The organism is Mycobacterium sp. NGS62, assembly GCF_059812285.1.
Map to the genome: position 1 here is coordinate 60,396 of NZ_JCALCK010000009.1, position 19,221 is coordinate 79,616.

A 19,221-nucleotide genomic window follows, 5' to 3' on the forward strand; every position below is an offset into this window, starting at 1 on the left:
CGAGTGACCGAGTACCGATGTGCGACGGACCCGGCGAACGAGCTCGAGCTGCGCGTTTCTGCGTTGCGGCGCACTGCGGGCTCTACGATCATCGCCGTGGCGACGCGGCAAACGACGGCGACCCGGGCCAAAGACAGCGACCGGGACGACACGTGCAAGATTCTCGACGGCGCGCTCAACGAGGGCCAGCTGTCGATGGAGGAGCACCGGGAACGGATCAGCGCGGCCACCAGTGCGGTGACACTCGGTGATCTGCACACGCTGGTGGGTGATCTGCAGACGGCCAGCGCCCCGGTGCAACTGCCGGCACTCGCCAAATCTCCGACACTCGGCAGCCGCGGTATCGCCGCGGCCGCGCTGGTCGTCGCGGTGTTGCTCGGCATCGGAATCGGTTGGGGTCTCTACGGCAATACCAGCTCGCCGCTGAGCTTCACGTCGGATCCCGGCGAAAAGCCCGACGGTATCGCGCCGGTGGTACTGACGCCGCCGCGTCAGCTGCAGTCGCTGGGCGGCTTGACCGGGCTGATGGAGCAGGCGCGCAAGAAGTTCGGCGACACCATGGGCTATCGCCTGGTGATTTACCCCGACTACGCGTCGATGGAGCGCGCGGACCCCAAGGAGCAGCGCCGGCAACTGAGCTACACCTATCGCGGCGGGTGGGGCGATCCGACCAGCTCAGCCAAAAGCAGTGACGCCGCGCTCGTCGACTTGGGGCAGTTCGACCCGAAGGCGACGGTCGGCATTCTGCGGGGCGCACCGGAAACGCTGGGAATCAAGCCGGACGACGTCAAGTCCACATATCTGATCGTGCAACCCTCTCGCGACCCGACCACGCCGCAGGCACTGTCACTGTCGGTGTATGTCTCCAGCGACTACGGCGGCGGATACATCGAGTTCGCCGGTGATGGCTCCGTCAAACGGGTGAACTACCCGTCCTGACCAGTTGAACGCAGTGCGAACACCAGCTGGTGTGGTGGCGAATATATCGGGGCGATACTATTGCGCGAAGCTATACCCCGACACATCCAACCGTCGTAACGGCCGAGCAAAGGAGGTGACTCGATGCTGGAGCTTGCCATCCTCGGCCTTCTGCTCGAGTCGCCCATGCACGGCTACGAGCTGCGCAAACGGCTGACCGGTCTGCTCGGCGCGTTTCGGGCGTTTTCCTACGGGTCGCTCTACCCGGCGCTGCGCCGCATGCAGGCCGACGGGCTGATCGCCGAGGACGCCGCCCCCGCCGGGACGCCGGTGCGACGGGCCCGTCGGGTGTATCAGCTGACCGACGCCGGCCGCCAACGGTTTTCTGAGCTGGTGGCCGACACCGGGCCGCACAACTACACCGACGACGGCTTCGGGGTGCACCTGGCGTTCTTCAACCGCACCCCGGCCGAAGCTCGGATGCGCATCCTGGAGGGCCGGCGCCGCCAGGTCGAGGAACGCCGTGAGGGCCTGCGTGAAGCAGTGGCGCGGGCCAGCAACTCGTTCGACCGCTACACCCGCCAGCTGCACCAGCTCGGGCTGGAGTCGAGCGAACGGGAAGTCAACTGGCTCAACGAGCTGATCGCAGCCGAACGCGTGGCGCAACACCGCGCGGAGCAGTCCTAGCACAATCCAGCAACACCGAAATACCCACGACACAGGGAGAAGTAAGGAGAACGCCCTAATGACTGAGCAAACCGCGGCAGAGGCGTCGACAGAAATCCGGGTCGCCATCGTCGGCGTCGGCAACTGCGCGTCCTCGCTGGTACAGGGCGTCCAGTACTACCAGAACGCTGACGAGGCGGCCTCGGTGCCGGGCCTGATGCACGTGCGCTTCGGGCCGTACCACGTGCGCGACGTCAAGTTCGTCGCCGCGTTTGATGTGGACGCCAAGAAGGTCGGCTTCGATTTGTCCGAGGCGATCTTCGCGTCGGAGAACAACACCATCAAGATCGCCGACGTGCCGCCCACCGACGTGGTGGTGCAGCGGGGCCCGACGCTGGACGGCATCGGCAAGTACTACGCCGACACCATCGAGGTGTCCGACGTCGACGCCGTCGACGTCGTGAAGGCGCTGCGCGACGCCAAGGTCGACGTGCTGGTCTCCTACCTGCCAGTGGGCTCGGAAGAAGCCGACAAGTTCTACGCCCAGTGCGCCATCGACGCGGGAGTCGCGTTCGTCAACGCGTTGCCGGTGTTCATCGCCTCCGACCCGGCGTGGGCCAAGAAGTTCGTCGATGCGGGAGTGCCGATCGTCGGCGACGACATCAAGAGTCAGGTCGGCGCGACGATCACCCACCGGGTGATGGCCAAGCTGTTCGAGGACCGCGGTGTGCAGCTTGACCGCACGATGCAGCTCAACGTGGGCGGCAACATGGACTTCCTCAACATGCTCGAGCGTGAGCGGCTGGAGTCGAAGAAGATCTCGAAGACGCGGGCCGTGACGTCGAACCTGCAGCGCGAGTTCAAGACCAAGGACGTGCACATCGGCCCGTCCGACCACGTCGGCTGGCTCGACGACCGCAAGTGGGCCTACGTGCGGCTGGAAGGCCGCGCCTTCGGCGATGTACCGCTGAACCTGGAGTACAAGCTCGAGGTGTGGGACTCGCCCAACTCGGCGGGCGTCATCATCGACGCGGTGCGGGCGGCCAAGATCGCTAAGGACCGCGGGATCGGCGGCCCGATTGTGCCGGCGTCGGCCTACCTGATGAAGAGCCCGCCGAAGCAGCTGCCCGACGACGTCGCGCGCGCCCAACTCGAACAGTTCATCATCGGTTAGCGCGATGTTGACTCTGCGCTGACCAGACAAGCTACTCGCACTTTTGTCTGGTAGACGCAGAGTCAGTGCGAAAGATGACCGACGACGAACTGGCCGGACTCTCCGAGTTCGCGCTACTGCATGAAAACGCCGAACAGGCCGGAGTGACACGCCGGCTACCGCACGTGCACCGGATCGACACCGGCGGCATCAGCGCGCTGCGCTGGGACGAGCGCCCGCCGCGAGTGATCTTCCTGCACGGCGGCGGGCAGAACGCGCACACCTGGGACACCGTGATCGCCGGGGTGGGCGAGCCGGCGTTGGCGGTGGATCTGCCTGGCCACGGCCACTCGATGTGGCGCGACGACGGCGACTACTCGCCGCAGCTCAACGCCGACGCCCTGGCGCCGGTGCTGCGCACGCTGGCGCCGAATGCCGAACTTGTTGTCGGCATGTCGCTCGGCGGGCTCACCGCGATCCGGTTGGCGGCGATGGCACCAGACCTCGTCAATGAACTCGTGCTCATCGACGTCACCCCCTCGGCGTTGCAGCGGCACGCCGAAATGACCAAGGAGCAGCAGGGCACCGTGGCGTTGATGCACGGCGAGCGCGAGTTCCCCAGCTTCGAAGCCATGCTGGAGTTGACCACCGCCGCCGCGCCACATCGGGACCCGAAGGCGTTGCGCCGCGGCGTGTTCCACAACTCTCGGCGGCTCGACGATGGCCGCTGGACGTGGCGCTACGATGCCATCCGCACCTTTCCCGACTTCGCAAGCCTGTGGGCCGACGTCGATGCCCTGCCCGCGCCCGTCACCCTGATTCGCGGCGGCGCCTCCGGCTTCGTCAGCGACGATGACGTCGCTGAATTGCGCCGTCGCGCACAGCGTTTCCGGGGCGCGCACATCGTCGAGAATTCTGGGCACTCGGTGCAAAGCGACCAGCCTCGCGCACTGGTCGACATCCTGCGGTCAGTGCTCGACGCGCGCTGAGCCAGATGACCAACGATGATCCTCCCGGCACCTCTGTCGGTCGGCCGCGTGACGCGTCGATCGACGAGCGGGTGCTGGCGGTGACGCGGGAACTGCTGGCGGAAGTCGGCTGGGACGACCTGAGTATGCGCTTGGTGGCGGCGCGGGCCGGGGTGGGCCGATCCAGCGTGAACCGTCGCTGGGCTTCTAAAGCAGAGTTGGTGCTGCGCGCCATATTGGGCGAAACCCCGGATCTGTCACCATTTTCCGGTACCGACGCAACCGGCTGGATTCAGTGGGTTGTGCGCGGCAGTCACGAACTTTTCAGCAGAGCCGACGTGCGGGCGGCGGTGCCGGGCTTGCTGCTGGCGCTCAGTGAAAGCGACGACCTCCGCAAGACGTTGTGGGCGGAGTTCAGCGGCCCCGCAGTCCGGCTGTTCGCCGAAGACGTGAACGCGACGACGCGTCGCGAACGACGGCGCGCCGATCTCGACGCCCGGGCGTCGCTGGCGATGGCAGCGGGTGCCGCGCTATTCGTGACGACGATTGCGGTAGAAGACGACTCCCCGGCGCTACGAAACCGGATCGCGCAATTGTTGACTACGGCTATCACCGCGTCCCGCACGCAATGACTCGATGATCGCGGCTTTCGGGCAGCGCCAGGTGATCCCGAGCTCGCGCAATGTCTTGCTGTCGTCGGTGGGGGTGGCGGCGGTCAACAGCATCGCCGCCTCGTAGCTCAGCCCGTCGGCAAGTGGCACATACCGGCCGGCCACGTCGGCGAGACGGCCTATGCCACGAAACACGCTCGGCGACACCGGGACACGTCGCACTCGCCGCCCCAAACCCTCTTCGAGCGCGTCGACCATCTCGTCGAAGCTGAGCAGCTGCCCGCCACAGACGTAGCGGCGGGGGCCCCGGCCGGCTTCCATCATCCGCGAATGCACGTCGGCGACGTCACGCACGTCGACCATCTGCATGCCGCCCCGCACGCTCGGCGCGACCGCCCAGCGCACGATCGGCGCCCAGCCTCGCTCGGCCACCCCGGGGGCGGTGCCGAACGCGGGGCCCACCACACTCGAGGGATAGGTGACCACGACCGGTGCGCCGGCCTCCTGCAGTCGCCGGGCGACCCGGTCGGCGTAGCCCTTGGTCTTGGCATAGGCGCTGCGGCCAGCTGCCGTCGGCGAGTCCGGTGAGATGATGCCGTTCGGCGGCGGGAACAGCGCGCTGTAGCTGCTCACCGACACCACCGGATCGAGGCCAAGCTCGACGGCGCGGGTGAGAATCATTTCCGTCGCATAGGCGTTGATGTCCCACATCGCCTGGGCCCGGCGTTCATCGGTGCCGACAATGCCGGCGGCATGCAACACGGCATCAGCGCCGATCAGCAGTTCCTCGATCGTCGACGCCGCCCGAACGTCACCGACGACGACCGTCACGGAGCCGAGCGTGCGGAACCGCTCGACGACGGCGGCCGGGTCATCCGGTGCCACCAACAGACTCACCTGGTGGCCGGCCTGCAGCAGCGCCCGCACGGTGTGCGCCCCTAAATAGCCGGTTCCGCCAGTGACCGCGATGCGCACCAATCAGCCTCCTCGCCGTGACGGAACCTTCCGCCGTACTATATTTCGATGCCAATGGTATCGAAACTAGCCTTCACGTCAACGCGGCTGGGCCCGCTGACCCTGAAGAACAGGTTCGTCAAAGCGGCGACGTTTGAGGGCGTGATGCCACGCGGCCAGGTCAGCGATGCGCTGATCGATTTCCACACCGAGGTCGCCCGCGGCGGAGCGGCCATGACGACCGTCGCCTACTGCGCCACTTCGCCCGGTGGCCGGGTGCATCGCGACACCCTCGTGCTGGACCGCGACCGCATATCGCAGTTGCGCCGGCTCACCGACGCAGTGCATTCCGAGGGCGCCCTGGTCTGCGCGCAGATCGGCCATGCGGGGCTGGTCGCCAACACACGGTCGAATCGGACACCGACCCTGGCCCCGTCGACCCGGCTCAGCGCACCGGCCATGGGGCTGGTGCGGGCCGCTACCACCGAACAACTCGACGACGTCATCGACGCCTTCGCCGCAGCCGCCGCCAATGCCGTGGAAGCCGGCTTCGACGCGATCGAAATCCACATGGGCCACGGTTATCTGCTCAGCTCGTTCTTCAGCCCGAATGTGAACAAGCGCGCCGACCGCTACGGCGGCGACACCGCGCGGCGCGCCGAGCTGGCCCGTCGCGTAGCCGAGCGCGTTCGGCTCACCGTCGGGCAATCTGTGGCCGTCACAGCCAAGTTCAACATGGACGACGGGGTACGCGGCGGCTTCTGGCTGAGCGACAGCCTGCCCACGGCGCGCCTCCTGGAATCCGACGGACACCTCGATGCGCTGCAACTGACCGGAGGCAGTTCGCTACTCAATCCGATGTACTACTTCCGTGGCGATGTCCCTCTCGACGAGTTCATCGCCTCTCAGCCTCGGCTGGTCGGCTTGGGCCTACGGGTCATCGGTCGACGAATGTTCCGCGCCTACCCATTTGAGGAAGCGTTCTTCTTACCGCTCGCACGTCAATTTCGGGCGGCATTGTCGATGCCGCTGATGTTGCTCGGCGGGATCAACCGGCTCGACACGGTCGAAACGGCGCTTGACGACGGGTTTGAGTTGGTGGCCATGGCCCGCGCGCTGCTTCGAGACCCGAACCTGGTCAATCGCTTCCGCGAAGGCAGCACCCGCGAAGGGCTGTGCATCCACTGCATGAAATGCATGCCCACCGTCTATAGCGGAACACACTGTACGGTCCGCCAAACCGCGAGCGGCCTGCCGACCGGATGAGCTCGAGTCCTACGGTGGTGGCATGACACGCCCCGTCCGTATCGCCGTGCAACTGCAACCCCAACACGCCCCGAAATACAGCTACCTCCGTGACGCGGTCCGCCGCTGCGAAGACATCGGTGTCGACATCGCATTCAACTGGGACCATTTCTTTCCGCTCTACGGCGACCGCGACGGCGCCCACTTCGAATGCTGGACGATGTTGGCTGCCTGGGCCGAGCAGACGTCGCGCATCCAACTCGGTGCGCTGGTCAGCTGCAACTCCTACCGCAATCCGGAACTGCTGGCCGACATGGCTCGCACCGTCGACCACATTTCCGACGGCCGGCTGATTCTGGGCATCGGCTCCGGCTGGAAGCGCAGAGACTACGACGAGTACGGCTACGAATTCGGCACTGCCGGCAGCCGACTCGACGACCTGGCCCTCGCGCTGCCCCGCATCAAAGCGCGGCTGGCCAAGCTCAATCCGGCCCCCACCCGCCAGATCCCGATACTGATCGGCGGCGAGGGTGAGAAGAAGACGCTGCGCCTGGTCGCCGAGCATGCCGACATCTGGCACAGCTTCGCCAATGCCGAGAGCTACCCGGCCAAGTCGGCGGTATTGGCCGACCACTGCAGCACTGTCGGTCGCGCAGCAGACGAGATCGAACGCTCGACGGCAGTGGGCGGCGAGACCGGCCGCGGCGGGCCGGATGAGCTGATCGCCGAGGCGGAGGCGCTGATCGGCCTCGGTGTCACCCTGCTGACCGTCGGCTGTAACGGCCCGGACTACGACCTAACCGCCGCAGAAACGTTGTGCCGGTGGCGGGATCGCGGGTGAGCGATGCCCAAGAAATACGGGGCGAAGGAAAAGGATCAGGTTGTTGGCTACATCCTCAACCAAATCCTGACCGGCAAGCTGCGCACCGGCGACCGCGTCGACCGCAACGAAGTCGCTAGGGAACTGGGGATGAGCCGCGTCCCGATTCAGGAAGCCGTCGTGCAGCTGGAACACGACGGGGTGCTGTCCACCCAGTATCACCGCGGCGCGTTCGTCGAGCGGTTCGACGAGGACACCATTCTCGAGCATCACGAGTTGCACGGTGTGCTGATCGGCATCGCCTCGGCGCGGGCCGCCGCGAACCCCACTCCACGGATCCTGGGTCAGCTCGACACGCTGATCCGCACCATGCGCGGCGCGAAGGAAGCTCGCGCCTTTCAGCAGACCGCGCGTGAATACCGGCGCGCAGTCAATGACGAATACGCCGGTCCGCGACTCCACGCCGCGATCCGAGCCTCGGCGAGCCTGATTCCGCGGCCGTTCTTGCTCAGCTACCCCAACGTCGTCGCCGAGATGTTGCCGTTCTACGAGGCGGAGACCGCCGCGATCCACCGCCGCGACCCCGACGCCGCACGGGCCGCCTGCAGTGGCTGCGCCGCGTTGATGGCCAAGATCATGGTGACCGAACTCGTGCGTCGTGGGGTGCTCGCTCCGCCGCAGAAGCCCGCCGTCGCGTTCTGAGCCAACCAGCTGAACGTGGCCGAACTGACCGTCGGCCGATACCTTGCGGGTTATGGATTTCAACCCCGGCTGCGCAGCAAAGCTGTTCGCGCTGATCGCCACGACACTGCTGGTCTGCAGCCTTGGAACGGCCGCACCGGCAGGGGCGAATCCCGACAGGTGTACCCCACCCGGGCTGGAGAGCGCGACCGAGTTACCTCCCAAACTGGCCACGGCGAAACGCACGCACGAGGACAAGTACACGACCGCCAGCGTCGAGCCGCTGTCTTCGGTGGACGTCTCGACGCTGGGTCTCATCACGCCGGGCACGTTGACGGTCGGCACCATGTCGGAGTCACCGCCGAACGCCTGCATCAACGCCGCGGGGCAGTTCACCGGTTTCGACAACGAGGTGCTGCGGGCCATCGCCGCGAAATTGGGTTTGCAGGTCCGCTTCGTCGGTACCGACTTCGCCGGACTGCTCGCCCAGGTGGCGTCGCGGCGCTTCGACGTCGGCTCGGCGTCCATCATGGCCAGCGAAGCGCGGCGACGCATCGTCAGCTTTACCAACGGCTATGACTTCGGTTATGCCTCGCTGGTCGTCCAGCCGGGCTCGCCGATCACCGGATTCGACGACCTCGCCGCCGGGCAGCGGATCGGTGTCGTCCAGGGCACCGTGCAGGACGCCTACGTCACCGAGACGTTGGGTCTGCAGCCGGTGAAGTTCCCCGACATCATCACTGCCTACAGCAGCCTCAAGACTCATCAGATCGACGCCTGGGTTGCGGGTGGGCTGGAGGCGATGAACGCGGTGCGCCCGGGCGACCCCGCCGCGATCGTCGCCAACTCATTCAACGAGGGCGACTTCGTGGCCTACGCCGTGGCGAAAGACAACCGGCCGCTGCTCGATGCGCTGAACTCGGGACTGGACGCTGTCATCGCCGACGCCACCTGGTCGGGTCTGTATTCGGAATGGGCGCCGCGCCCACTACCGCCAGACTGGAAACCGGGATCGAAGGAAGCGCTGACACCGCACCTGCCGGACTTCGCCAAGATCGCCGAGCGCCATCACCGACCCAAGGCCGGACCACCCGCACCGACGTCCACGCTGGCCCAGTTGCGGGAATCCTTCCTCGACTGGAACCTTTACAAACAGACGATCCCGGTGCTGCTCAAGACGGGGTTGCCCAACACGTTGATATTGACGATCAGCGCCAGCGTCATCGGGTTGGGGGTGGGGATTGTGCTGGCCGTCGCCGGGATCTCCCGGACCCGGTGGCTGCGGTGGCCGGCACGGATGTATACCGACATCTTCCGCGGCCTGCCCGAAGTGGTAATCATTTTGCTGATCGGCCTGGGTGTGGGGCCGATTGTCGGTGGGCTGACCAACAACAACCCTTACCCGCTGGGTATTGCCGCGCTGGGGTTGACCGCCGCGGCGTATGTCGGCGAGATCTTCCGCTCGGGCATCCAAAGCGTCGAGGCCGGGCAGCTGGAAGCCTCCCGTGCGCTGGGGCTCAGCTATCGGTCGTCGATGCGGCTGGTGGTGGTTCCGCAGGGGATACGGCGGGTGCTGCCGGCGCTGGTCAACCAGTTCATCGCGCTCTTGAAGGGCTCGGCGTTGGTCTACTTCCTCGGGCTGATCGCCGGGCAACGGGAGCTGTTTCAGGTCGGCCGGGATTTCAACGCGCAGACTGGCAGCCTCTCGCCCTTGGTGGCGGCCGGGATCTTCTACTTGATCCTGACCGTTCCGCTGACCCACCTGGTGAACTTCGTCGACAATCGGCTTCGCCAGGGCCGTGCCTCAGCAGAGCCAGAAGATCCCCTCGACCGGATTGCCTCGACAACCGGGCAGGAGATGACGTGACAGAAAGCATCGAGCGCCCGCAGCCGGTATCGTTGGCGGGCAAGGACATTCATTTGGCATTCGGCCCGAACACGGTGCTCCGCGGCGTGGACATCGACGTGCCCGCGGGCAGCACGGTGGCGGTGATCGGCCCGTCGGGCTCCGGCAAGTCGACGTTGCTGCGGACCCTGAATCGGCTACACGAGCCCGACCGTGGCGACGTCCTGCTCGATGGTCGCTCGGTGCTGGCCGAGGACCCCAACCGGCTGCGCCAGCGCATCGGCATGGTGTTTCAGCACTTCAACCTGTTCCCGCATCGCAGCGTGCTGGATAACGTCACGTTGGCGCCGCGCAAGCTGAAACGGCTACCGGCCGACGCCGCCCGCGAGCTGGCGCTGGCCCAACTGGACCGAGTCGGCATGAAACACAAAGCCGACAGCCGTCCCGGCGCGCTGTCGGGCGGGCAGCAGCAACGGGTCGCGATCGCCCGCGCGTTGGCGATGGCGCCGCAGGTGATGTTGTTCGATGAAGCCACCTCGGCGCTGGACCCCGAGCTGGTCAAAGGCATCCTGGCGCTGATCGCTGACCTCGGCGACGAGGGCATGACGATGGTGGTCGTGACCCATGAAATGGGTTTCGCCAGGTCAACCTCGGATTCCGTGGTTTTCATGGATAACGGCGCAGTGGTGGAAACCGGGGCGCCCGAGCAGATCTTCGAGGCGGCTACAACCGAGCGGCTGCAACGGTTCCTCTCCCAAGTACTTTGACAGTACAACTGATTTTCGGCCTGCCTGAGGCCCATCAGGTTAGACTGGCGAATTATGGCGGAACGTGAAGCCACCGTGCCCGAAGTGACACAGCTGGCTGAAGGTCTACACCGCACACTGTCCAAACTTTTCACGATCCTGCGCCGCGGTGACCCCTCCGCGGGCGCCGCGACGGCCGGCGAACTCACCCTGGCGCAGTTGTCGATCCTGGTGACGCTGCTCGACCAGGGCCCGATCCGCATGACCGACCTGGCTGCACACGAACGGGTCCGCACCCCGACCACCACGGTGGCGATTCGCCGATTGGAGAAGGTCGGCCTGGTCAAGCGGTCCCGCGACCCCTCTGACCTGCGCGCGGTGCTGGTGGACATCACGCCTCGCGGCCTGGCAGTCCACCGCGAGTCGCTGTCCAACCGGATCGCCGCCTTGGCCGGAATGCTCAGTCAACTCAGCGAATCCGACCTGGACACGCTGACCAAGGCGCTGCGGCCGCTGGAACGCCTTGCCGGCGGCGACGTGGCCGACGGGCCCGCCGACGCCTCACCCGCCCACGAGCAGGCCTGAAAGCCGCAGAACCACAACACTTTCGCTGATATGCCGACCGCACTCATCACCGGCGCCAGCCGTGGTATCGGTGCTGCAATCGCCGAGGCCCTGGCTCCGACGCATAACCTGCTGCTGGCTGCGCGCCCGTCGGCGCGCCTCGACGCCGTTGCCGATCGCCTCGCCGCTACCACGTTCCCGCTGGACCTGACCGACACCGACGCGATCGCCGCCGACGCCGGGTCGATCACCGAACTCGATGTGCTGGTGCACAACGCGGGGGTGTCGATGCCCGGCCATGTCGGCGATACCACCGTCGACCAGTGGCGCACCACGTTCGCGGTCAATGTCGTTGGGGCGGTGGCTGTTACGTTGGCGCTGCTGCCCGCCCTGCGGCGCACCCACGGCCAGGTGGTGTTCGTGAACTCCGGGTCGGGCCGCACCGTGTCACCGGGGATGCCCTCCTACTCGGCAAGCAAGTTCGCGCTCCGCGCATTCGCCGATTCACTGCGCGCCGATGAGCCCGCGCTGCGCGTCACCACCGTCTACCCCGGCCGCGTCGACACCGACATGCAACGAGACCTGGTCGCGTTCGAGGGCGGCGAATATGACGCCGGCCGCTTTTTGCGGCCACAAACCGTCGCCGAGGTGGTCGCCAATGTGGTGGCCACCCCGCCCGACGGTCATGTGCACGAAGTAGTGGTCCGCCAACGCTGAAACATCAGACGACCAAGTTCACCAGTCGACCGGCCACCACGATCACCTTCTTCGGGGTGGCGCCGTTCAGAAACGCCTGGACCTTCTCGTCGGCCAGTGCGGCCGCTTCCAGGGTGTCGGCGTCGGCGTCGGCGGCGACCACCACCTTGCCGCGCACTTTGCCGTTGACCTGCACTGGATATTCGACGGTGTCTTCGACCAAGTACGCGGGATCGGCGACGGGAAACGGTCCGTGCGCCAACGACGTAGCGTTGCCCAACCGTTGCCACAGTTCCTCACTGACATGCGGCGCCAGCGGCGCGAGCATCAGCACCAGCGGCTCGACCGCTGCGCGCGGCACCTCACCCTGGTGAGTTTTAGTGAGGTGGTTGGTGTACTCGATCAGCTTGGCGGCCGCGGTATTATTACGCAGCGCCGCATAGTCTTCCGACACGCCGGCAATGGTGCGGTGCAGCAGCCGCAGGGTGTCCTCCGCGATGGCCGCGTGGTTGGCCACCCGCGTTTCGCCGGTCTGCTCGTCGACCACCAGCCGCCACACCCGCTGCAAAAACCGGTGCGCACCGACGACGTCCTTGGTGGCCCATGGACGTGATGCCTCCAGCGGGCCCATCGACATTTCGTAGAGCCGCAGTGTGTCGGCGCCGTATTCCTCGCAGATCTCGTCGGGCGACACCGAATTCTTCAGGCTCTTACCGATTTTGCCGAACTCCTGGAAGACCTCGATCTCGCCCTCCGGGCCGGGATAGTAGAAGCTGCCGTCGCGTTCGACCACGTCGGTCGCCGGTACGTAGGACCCGCGGACATCGGTGTAGGCGAACGCCTGAATGTAGCCCTGGTTGACCAGCCGACGGTACGGCTCGCAGGAGCTGACCTCACCCAGGTCGTAGAGCACCTTGTGCCAGAACCGGGCATACAGCAGATGCAGCACCGCGTGTTCGACACCGCCGACATACAGGTCCACGCCACCGGGGTCCTCGGCGCCGTGCTCGGCCGGCCGAGGTCCCATCCAGTAGGCCTCGTTCTCTTTGGCGCAGAACCGCTCCGAGTTCTGCGGGTCGGTGTAGCGCAGCTCGTACCACGAGCTGCCGGCCCAATTCGGCATCACGTTGGTGTCGCGGGTATAGGACTTCAGCCCGTCGCCGAGGTCCAGTTCGACGTGCACCCAGTCGCTGGCCTTGGCCAGCGGTGGCGAGGGCACACTGTCGGCGTCGTCGGGGTCGAACAACACCGGCGAGTAGTCCGGGACATCGGGCAACTCGACGGGCAGTGCGGCCTCATCGAGCGCATGCGGACGCCCGTCGTTGTCGTAGACGATCGGAAACGGTTCGCCCCAATAACGTTGCCTCGCGAACAGCCAGTCCCGCAGTTTGTACTCGATACGGGCGCGGCCGCGGCCGTCGGATTCCAGCCGATCGGTGATGACCTGCTTGGCCGTCGACACGTCCATGCCGTCGAGATGGCCGGAGTTGACTAACGTCCCGTCACCGTTGTAGGCGGCCTGGGAAATGTCACCGCCGGTAATAACTTCGACGACCGGCAGGCCGAACTCGCGGGCGAATTCCCAGTCGCGCTGGTCGTGGCCGGGGACGGCCATGATCGCACCGGTGCCGTAGCCGGCCAGCACGTAGTCGGCGATGAAGATCGGCACCCGCTGGCCGCTAGCCGGATTGGTTGCGTAACTACCAAGAAACACACCGGTTTTGGCTTTGTTCTCTTGGCGCTCCAGGTCCGACTCGGCGGCGATCTCCTTTCGGTACGACGCGACAGCCGCTGCCGGCGTAGCGGCACCGAATGTCCAGCGCGGGTCCACGCCGTCTGGCCACTCGGCGGCGACCAAGCGGTCGACGCGGTCGTGCTCGGGCGCCAACACCAGATAGGTAGCGCCGAACAGCGTGTCAGGGCGGGTCGTAAAAACCTCGATATCACCGGCGTCGGTGCCGAACATCGCCGCCGCGCCGGCCGAGCGCCCGATCCAGTTGCGCTGCATCGTCTTGACCTTCTCCGGCCAGTCCAGCAGATCGAGATCCTCGAGCAACCGGTCGGAGTACGCAGTGATACGCATCATCCACTGCCGCAGCCGTTTCCGGAACACCGGGAAGTTTCCCCGTTCGCTGCGGCCGTCGGCGGTCACCTCTTCATTGGCCAGCACGGTGCCCAGCCCCGGACACCAGTTCACCATCGAATCCGACCGGTAGACCAGCCGGTAGCCGTCGACGATGTCAGATCGCTCGCTGGCCGACAGGGCCGCCCAGTCTCTGCCGTCGGCCAAAGCACGCTCGCCCGAATCGAATTCGGCGATCAGCTCCGTGACAGGCCGCGCCTTGTTGGCGGCGGTGTCGAACCAAGCATTGTAGATCTGCAAGAAGATCCACTGTGTCCACTTGTAGTAATCGACGTCGGTGGTGGAGAAGCTGCGACGGGTGTCGTGTCCGAAACCCAATCGGCCCAATTGACGCCGAAAATTGACGAGATTGGCCTCGGTACGCGTACGCGGATGTGTGCCTGTCTCCACCGCATACTGCTCGGCAGGCAGGCCAAATGAATCGAACCCTAAGGCGTGCAAGACATTGCGGCCATTCATCCGGAAGTAGCGCGCGTAGACGTCGGTGGCGATGAATCCCAGTGGGTGGCCGACATGCAGTCCCTGCCCCGATGGGTACGGAAACATGTCCTGCACGAACAGTTTGTCCTCGGGCACCGGGCCACCATCCGCGGGTGCTAGTGAGCCGACCGGATTGGCCACGTTGAAGGTTCCCCACCGGGCCCAATTGTCCTGCCAGGTCCGTTCGATGCGATCGGCCAGCTGCGCGGTGTAGCGATACCGCGGCACGTCGGAGTCCGCGTCGCCCGCACCGGCGCTGGCCACGATCGGGGGTTCGGTCACGCCAACAGGGTATAAGGCCCGCCCCGACCGGCACGTCGGCCACGGGTCGGTCTCGGTTACGTTGCGGAGCGATCAGGGCTTCATCCCAGGTGTATTGCGAGCCTGGCGATAGGCGCGTGGCGCTGGTTACATTCGGCCTCTAACCCTGCGTGACCGGGAAGGACCGACGCTCATGATGCAGATCGCCCGTGGCTGGCGGTTATTGATAGCGGGTCTGGCTGTCGGATCCGTGGGTGTGATGGGCTTGGGGGGCGCGACCGCGTCGGCCGACCCGGTGTTTCCACCGCGGCCCAATCCTGCGCCGGCCCCCGCTCCGCCGGTAGCCACCCAGAACAGCCTCGGCACTCTCGGCTCGGTCGGCAACAGCATGCCGGGCACCGCCCCGGCGCTGGCGCCGCCTCCGGTCTCGTCGCCGCTGCCCGCCGCCGTGCCGGCGCAACCGGCGCAGCTCCCCGTCGCGCCGACTCAGGTCGCTCCGCCGCTGGCTGCCGCGGCACCGCCGCAGCCGTCGCTGCTGCCGGCCAGTTCCGGGACGCTGCGCGACTATTTCCACGGCAAGGGGGTTCAGCTCGAACCGCAGCAGCCCCGCGGCTTCAAGGCTCTCGACATCACCTTGCCAATGCCGCCAGGCTGGACCCAGGTGCCCGATCCCAACGTGCCCGATCCCTTTGCGGTGATCGCCAACCGCTCCAGCAACAGTCTTTACACGTCGAATGCCCAGGTGGTGGTCTACAAGCTGGTCGGCGACTTCGATCCTCAAGAGGCCATCACTCACGGTTACGTCGACAGTCAGCAGCTGCCCACCTGGCAAACCACCAACGCCTCGCTGGGTAATTTCGGCGCCTTCCCGTCGGCGATCATCGAGGGCACCTATCGCCAGAACGATATGACGCTGAACACCTCGCGTCGTCACGTCATCGCGACCTCCGGAGCGGACCGCTACCTGGTGTCCCTGGCGGTGACCACGGATGCCGCCCAGGCTGTCACCGAGGCGCCGGCGACTGATGCCGTCGTCAACGGCTTCCGGGTCAGCGCACCCGCCGGCACTGCGCCTGCCGCTCCGCCCGCGCCACCGGTGCCGGCCGCATTGCCGGCGTTGCCCACCCTCCCGACGCTGCCCGGATTGTCGCCCGCCCCGACACGCTGAGTCTTGTCGGCGGACTCGTATTGTGGCCCCATGCTGATCGCCGGGGTGCTCTGCGTGTGCGCAGCGACCGTCTGCGCCGCACTCGGACTGCGGTCGTTGTGGCGGCCGGCGGCGTCCGGCGCCTCCGGGCAATTGGCGCGTTCAGTGGCGCCAGCACAACTGGCCGCCGCGGTCATGCTGGCCGCCGGCGGGTCGGCGGCGTTGGCCGTCCCGCGGCACGCCGCGGTGCTGACGGTGGTCGGTATTTGTGTCCTCGGCGCGCTCGCCACCGTCGCTGCCGGGTCCTGGCAAAGCGCGCGCTATGCGCTGCGCCGTGAAGCCGTCCCGGCCGGTTGCAGCGGTGTTTGCGCAGCCTGCGCCCTAAGTACTGACGCACGGCCCTGCCATTGATCCGGCGGCCGGCCTGCTTAGTTGCGGCTGATGTCGATGGGGTGGCTGGCCAACAGCGCAAGTGGCAGCGGCTGCCGGCGCAGCACTCTGCTCCACAGATCTACTCGGGGCTGTACTAAAACGTCAGATGGCAACGCCGACAACACAATCCAGTCGTCGCGTTCGATCTCACCCTCTAGCTGTCCAATCGTCCAGCCGGAGTAGCCCGCGAAGATCCGCACCCCCTCCACCAGCGGCGCGATGGAGTCGGGGTCGGCGTCGAGGTCGACCATTACCAACCGTCCCGACACATGGCGCAGCCCCGGCACACCGTCGGGATCGGCGCCCACCCGCAGCACCGACAAGCACAGCGCCGCGTCGCGTTTCACCGGACCGCCGATGAACATCGTCTTGGGTTTGGCGGCCAACTTCGCCCACTGCGGCAACACGTTGTAAACGGCGGTCTCGCTGGGCCGGTTGAGTACCACCCCCAGCGTGCCGCCGTCGTTGTGTTCGACGATGTAGATCACGCTGCGACGAAACGTCGGCTCCAACAGGTCGGTGTTGGCAAGGAGCAGAGTTCCCGCCCGCACTCGATGCGCGGTGGGAGCGACAAAGTCCTCGGGATCTTCGGGCTGAGCCACCTCACCATCATGGCATCCACGCGCGGATCCCTGCGGTGAACAAGCGGCGCGCTGCCCAACATTTGTAGGCTGGTTTGGGCCTCTAGTCGAGGCCTAGCTTGCCGGGCCGCCCGCGGAAGTAGGTTCTGTGATCCACATGCGCGCACCCGCCGCTGTCTGGCGCTCCGTGCGCAGCCTGCCCGACTTTTGGCGGCTGCTGGAACTGCGCGCCGTCAGCCAATTCGGCGATGGTCTGTTTCAGGCGGGACTGGCCGGTGCGCTGCTGTTCAACCCCGAGCGGGCCGCCCATCCGCTGGCGATCGCGGCCGCCTTCAGTGTGCTGTTCCTGCCGTATTCGGTCCTGGGCCCGTTTGCCGGTGCGCTGATGGATCACTGGGACCGGCGGCTCGTCTTGGTCGGCGCCAACCTGGGGCGACTGCTGTCGGTGATCGCGGTGGGCACCCTGCTGGCCGTCGGGAGCGGCGATCAGGCGGTGTTATGCGGCGCGCTGATCGTCAACGGCTTCGGCCGGTTCGTCTCCTCAGGTCTATCGGCCGCGCTGCCTCATGTCGTGCCGCGCGACCAGGTGGTCACGATGAACTCGGTGTCCGCTGCGACCGGTGCGGTCGCGGCCTTCCTCGGCGCCAACTTCATGCTGGCGCCCCGCTGGCTATTCGGAGCCGGCGACAACGGCTCGGCCTCGATCATCTTCCTCGTCGTGGTCCCGGTGCTGATCGCTCTGCTGCTGTCGTTGCGGTTCAGGCCGCACGCGCTGGGCCCGGACGACACCAAGCGTGCGCTCCATGGACCGGTGGCCTACTTAGTGGTGACCGGTTGGCTGCACGGCGCCCGGACGGTACTGGCCCGCCCGACGGTGGCCGCCACCCTCGCCGGGCTGGCCGCACATCGGATGGCTTTCGGCATCAACACCTTGCTGGTGTTGTTGTTGATGCGCCACGCCGGAGACACGTCCGTCGTTGGTCTGGGCACTGCGGTGCTGTTCGTCGCAGCGACGGGGACCGGGTCGTTTCTGGCCAACGTCTTGACCCCGCCTGCAGTGCGCCGATGGGGCCGCTACGCCACCGCCAACGGCGCATTGGCGATCGCGGCCACCATCCAGGTCATCGGCGCCGGTTTGCAACTGCCGGTGATGGTGACCTGCGGGTTCTTCCTCGGCACAGCCGGCCAGGTCGTCAAGCTGTGTGCCGATACCGCGATGCAGGTCGACGTCGACGATGCCCTGCGCGGCCATGTGTTCGCGGTGCAGGATGCGCTGTTCTGGGTCTCGTTCATCGCGGCGATCACCGCGGTGGCGTTCGTCATCCCCGACGACGGGCGCGCACCCGCGCTGGTGCTGACCGGGACGGCGATCTACCTTGTCGGACTTGCCGTTCACGCCGTCGTCGGTCGGCGGGCGATGCGCGCCTCGCGCGACGAGAGCCGCCGCCCACCAACCCCGGCGGAGGAGGATGCGCCCTCGCTAAGGTATTCGGATGGCCGGCCTTGATTCGATCGTGGCGGATTTGCGCGCCGAAAGCGACGAGCTCGACGCGCTGGTAACGCCGCTCGGCGGTGACCGCTGGGCCGAGCCCACCGCCGCGCCGGGCTGGACGATCGCACACCAGATCGCCCACCTGCTTTGGACCGACCGGGTTGCGCTGACGTCGGTCACCGACGAGTCCGCCTTCGCCGCCGTGCTCGAGGCTGCGGCCGCCGACCCGACCGGATTCGTCGACGCGGGAGCCGACGATCTGGCAACGACGCCGCCCGCCGAACTGCTTGCCGACTGGCGCGGCACTCGGATGCGGTTGCACGACAAGCTGTCGACCGTTTCCGACGGCCGAAAACTTCCGTGGTTCGGTCCACCGATGAGCGCAGCGTCGATGGCCACCGCCCGGTTGATGGAGACCTGGGCACACGGCCTTGACGTCGCCGATACGCTCGGCGTCCAGCGACAGCCCACCGCGCGACTGCGATCCATCGCGCACATCGGCGTGCGGACCCGCGACTACGCCTTCGTGGTCAACGGTCTGACACCGCCGACCGAGCCGTTTCTGGTCGAGCTGCGGGCACCCGACGGGGGCATCTGGTCGTGGGGCCCAGCCGACGCCGCCCAGCGGGTCAGCGGATCTGCCGAGGACTTCTGTTTCCTGGTCACACAACGACGCCCGCGTAGCGCGCTGGATATCGACGCCGACGGCGACGATGCGCAGCGCTGGCTGGACATCGCACAAGCCTTTGCCGGCCCGCCGGGCCCTGGGCGATAGAACTTCGCCGAACGTCGAGTTGTGGTGCGTTTTCGGCGAATT

General features: G+C 66.6%; 19 protein-coding genes. 16 read left to right on the forward strand and 3 right to left on the reverse strand.

Annotated features, from left to right (window positions below; translation table 11 throughout):
* Window positions 1-96 precede the first annotated feature (96 nt).
* The 5 genes from AC5Y49_RS19005 (at window position 97) to AC5Y49_RS19025 (ending at window position 4,337) form a co-directional block, all read left to right on the forward strand.
* Window positions 97-939: a DUF1707 SHOCT-like domain-containing protein gene (locus AC5Y49_RS19005; RefSeq protein WP_499889798.1), complete on the forward strand. Its 843-nt coding sequence runs from the start codon at window positions 97-99 to the stop codon at window positions 937-939.
* A gap of 123 nt (window positions 940-1,062) precedes the next feature.
* On the forward strand, window positions 1,063-1,605 hold the full coding sequence (locus tag AC5Y49_RS19010) for a PadR family transcriptional regulator (protein ID WP_499889799.1): 543 nt from the start codon (window positions 1,063-1,065) through the stop codon (window positions 1,603-1,605).
* A 58-nt stretch (window positions 1,606-1,663) separates the two neighbouring features.
* Window positions 1,664-2,758, forward strand: a complete 1,095-nt coding sequence (locus tag AC5Y49_RS19015; RefSeq protein ID WP_499889801.1) for an inositol-3-phosphate synthase — start codon at window positions 1,664-1,666, stop codon at window positions 2,756-2,758.
* Between the two features lie 74 nt (window positions 2,759-2,832).
* Entirely contained in the window at window positions 2,833-3,726 is an 894-nt protein-coding gene (locus tag AC5Y49_RS19020; RefSeq protein WP_499889803.1) for an Rv0045c family esterase, read from the forward strand.
* Window positions 3,727-3,731: 5 nt separating this feature from the next.
* Entirely contained in the window at window positions 3,732-4,337 is a 606-nt protein-coding gene (locus AC5Y49_RS19025; RefSeq protein ID WP_499889805.1) for a TetR/AcrR family transcriptional regulator, read from the forward strand.
* Here the strand turns inward: AC5Y49_RS19025 and AC5Y49_RS19030 are convergent.
* A complete protein-coding gene (locus AC5Y49_RS19030; RefSeq protein ID WP_499889807.1) occupies window positions 4,278-5,291 on the reverse strand; it encodes an NAD-dependent epimerase/dehydratase family protein in 1,014 nt (337 codons plus the stop codon). The genes AC5Y49_RS19025 and AC5Y49_RS19030 overlap by 60 nt on opposite strands.
* Before the next feature lie 54 nt (window positions 5,292-5,345).
* Between AC5Y49_RS19030 and AC5Y49_RS19035 the strand changes: the two genes are divergently transcribed.
* The 7 genes from AC5Y49_RS19035 to AC5Y49_RS19065 are packed head-to-tail and all read left to right on the forward strand — an operon-like array spanning window position 5,346 to window position 11,889.
* Window positions 5,346-6,536 carry an NADH:flavin oxidoreductase gene (locus tag AC5Y49_RS19035; protein WP_499889953.1) on the forward strand — a complete coding sequence of 397 codons (1,191 nt, stop codon included), beginning with the start codon at window positions 5,346-5,348 and terminating at the stop codon, window positions 6,534-6,536.
* Between the two features lie 22 nt (window positions 6,537-6,558).
* A complete protein-coding gene (locus AC5Y49_RS19040; RefSeq protein ID WP_499889809.1) occupies window positions 6,559-7,356 on the forward strand; it encodes an LLM class F420-dependent oxidoreductase in 798 nt (265 codons plus the stop codon).
* Window positions 7,357-7,359: 3 nt separating this feature from the next.
* On the forward strand, window positions 7,360-8,037 hold the full coding sequence (locus AC5Y49_RS19045; RefSeq protein ID WP_499889811.1) for a GntR family transcriptional regulator: 678 nt from the start codon (window positions 7,360-7,362) through the stop codon (window positions 8,035-8,037).
* Window positions 8,038-8,089: 52 nt separating this feature from the next.
* Window positions 8,090-9,883, forward strand: coding sequence for an ABC transporter substrate-binding protein/permease (locus tag AC5Y49_RS19050; RefSeq protein ID WP_499889812.1), 1,794 nt, complete (start codon window positions 8,090-8,092; stop codon window positions 9,881-9,883).
* Complete coding sequence (locus AC5Y49_RS19055) at window positions 9,880-10,629, forward strand: amino acid ABC transporter ATP-binding protein (RefSeq protein ID WP_499889814.1); 750 nt, start codon at window positions 9,880-9,882, stop codon at window positions 10,627-10,629. Before AC5Y49_RS19050 ends, AC5Y49_RS19055 begins: the two co-directional genes overlap by 4 nt.
* Before the next feature lie 54 nt (window positions 10,630-10,683).
* Window positions 10,684-11,193, forward strand: a complete 510-nt coding sequence (locus tag AC5Y49_RS19060) for a MarR family winged helix-turn-helix transcriptional regulator (protein WP_499889816.1) — start codon at window positions 10,684-10,686, stop codon at window positions 11,191-11,193.
* A 30-nt stretch (window positions 11,194-11,223) separates the two neighbouring features.
* Window positions 11,224-11,889: an SDR family oxidoreductase gene (locus AC5Y49_RS19065; protein WP_499889819.1), complete on the forward strand. Its 666-nt coding sequence runs from the start codon at window positions 11,224-11,226 to the stop codon at window positions 11,887-11,889.
* 4 nt (window positions 11,890-11,893) lie between these two features.
* On the opposite strand, the gene leuS is transcribed toward AC5Y49_RS19065, so the two are convergent.
* On the reverse strand, window positions 11,894-14,773 hold the full coding sequence (leuS, locus tag AC5Y49_RS19070; RefSeq protein ID WP_499889822.1) for a leucine--tRNA ligase: 2,880 nt from the start codon (window positions 14,771-14,773) through the stop codon (window positions 11,894-11,896).
* Between the two features lie 172 nt (window positions 14,774-14,945).
* On the opposite strand from leuS, the gene AC5Y49_RS19075 reads away from it, so the two are divergent.
* Window positions 14,946-15,920 carry an LpqN/LpqT family lipoprotein gene (locus AC5Y49_RS19075; RefSeq protein ID WP_499889824.1) on the forward strand — a complete coding sequence of 325 codons (975 nt, stop codon included), beginning with the start codon at window positions 14,946-14,948 and terminating at the stop codon, window positions 15,918-15,920.
* A gap of 30 nt (window positions 15,921-15,950) precedes the next feature.
* Entirely contained in the window at window positions 15,951-16,310 is a 360-nt protein-coding gene (locus AC5Y49_RS19080; protein ID WP_499889826.1) for a hypothetical protein, read from the forward strand.
* 17 nt (window positions 16,311-16,327) lie between these two features.
* Here the strand turns inward: AC5Y49_RS19080 and AC5Y49_RS19085 are convergent, their stop codons facing one another.
* Window positions 16,328-16,933 carry a YqgE/AlgH family protein gene (locus tag AC5Y49_RS19085; RefSeq protein ID WP_499889828.1) on the reverse strand — a complete coding sequence of 202 codons (606 nt, stop codon included), beginning with the start codon at window positions 16,931-16,933 and terminating at the stop codon, window positions 16,328-16,330.
* A 136-nt stretch (window positions 16,934-17,069) separates the two neighbouring features.
* Between AC5Y49_RS19085 and AC5Y49_RS19090 the strand changes: the two genes are divergently transcribed.
* Complete coding sequence (locus AC5Y49_RS19090; protein WP_499889830.1) at window positions 17,070-18,419, forward strand: MFS transporter; 1,350 nt, start codon at window positions 17,070-17,072, stop codon at window positions 18,417-18,419.
* Window positions 18,406-19,179 carry a TIGR03084 family metal-binding protein gene (locus AC5Y49_RS19095; RefSeq protein ID WP_499889832.1) on the forward strand — a complete coding sequence of 258 codons (774 nt, stop codon included), beginning with the start codon at window positions 18,406-18,408 and terminating at the stop codon, window positions 19,177-19,179. Before AC5Y49_RS19090 ends, AC5Y49_RS19095 begins: the two co-directional genes overlap by 14 nt.
* The last annotated feature ends 42 nt before the right edge of the window (window positions 19,180-19,221 follow it).

What these genes read in the sequence shown, in the direction of transcription:
- AC5Y49_RS19010 (WP_499889799.1), top strand. Translation starts at nt 1,063, where the DNA reads ATGCTGGAGCTTGCCATCCTCGGCCTTCTGCTCGAGTCGCCCATGCAC.
- AC5Y49_RS19015 (WP_499889801.1), top strand. Translation starts at nt 1,664, where the DNA reads ATGACTGAGCAAACCGCGGCAGAGGCGTCGACAGAAATCCGGGTCGCC.
- AC5Y49_RS19020 (WP_499889803.1), top strand. Translation starts at nt 2,833, where the DNA reads ATGACCGACGACGAACTGGCCGGACTCTCCGAGTTCGCGCTACTGCAT.
- AC5Y49_RS19025 (WP_499889805.1), top strand. Translation starts at nt 3,732, where the DNA reads ATGACCAACGATGATCCTCCCGGCACCTCTGTCGGTCGGCCGCGTGAC.
- AC5Y49_RS19035 (WP_499889953.1), top strand. Translation starts at nt 5,346, where the DNA reads ATGGTATCGAAACTAGCCTTCACGTCAACGCGGCTGGGCCCGCTGACC.
- AC5Y49_RS19040 (WP_499889809.1), top strand. Translation starts at nt 6,559, where the DNA reads ATGACACGCCCCGTCCGTATCGCCGTGCAACTGCAACCCCAACACGCC.
- AC5Y49_RS19045 (WP_499889811.1), top strand. Translation starts at nt 7,360, where the DNA reads ATGCCCAAGAAATACGGGGCGAAGGAAAAGGATCAGGTTGTTGGCTAC.
- AC5Y49_RS19050 (WP_499889812.1), top strand. Translation starts at nt 8,090, where the DNA reads ATGGATTTCAACCCCGGCTGCGCAGCAAAGCTGTTCGCGCTGATCGCC.
- AC5Y49_RS19060 (WP_499889816.1), top strand. Translation starts at nt 10,684, where the DNA reads ATGGCGGAACGTGAAGCCACCGTGCCCGAAGTGACACAGCTGGCTGAA.
- AC5Y49_RS19065 (WP_499889819.1), top strand. Translation starts at nt 11,224, where the DNA reads ATGCCGACCGCACTCATCACCGGCGCCAGCCGTGGTATCGGTGCTGCA.
- AC5Y49_RS19075 (WP_499889824.1), top strand. Translation starts at nt 14,946, where the DNA reads ATGATGCAGATCGCCCGTGGCTGGCGGTTATTGATAGCGGGTCTGGCT.
- AC5Y49_RS19080 (WP_499889826.1), top strand. Translation starts at nt 15,951, where the DNA reads ATGCTGATCGCCGGGGTGCTCTGCGTGTGCGCAGCGACCGTCTGCGCC.
- AC5Y49_RS19090 (WP_499889830.1), top strand. Translation starts at nt 17,070, where the DNA reads ATGCGCGCACCCGCCGCTGTCTGGCGCTCCGTGCGCAGCCTGCCCGAC.
- AC5Y49_RS19095 (WP_499889832.1), top strand. Translation starts at nt 18,406, where the DNA reads ATGGCCGGCCTTGATTCGATCGTGGCGGATTTGCGCGCCGAAAGCGAC.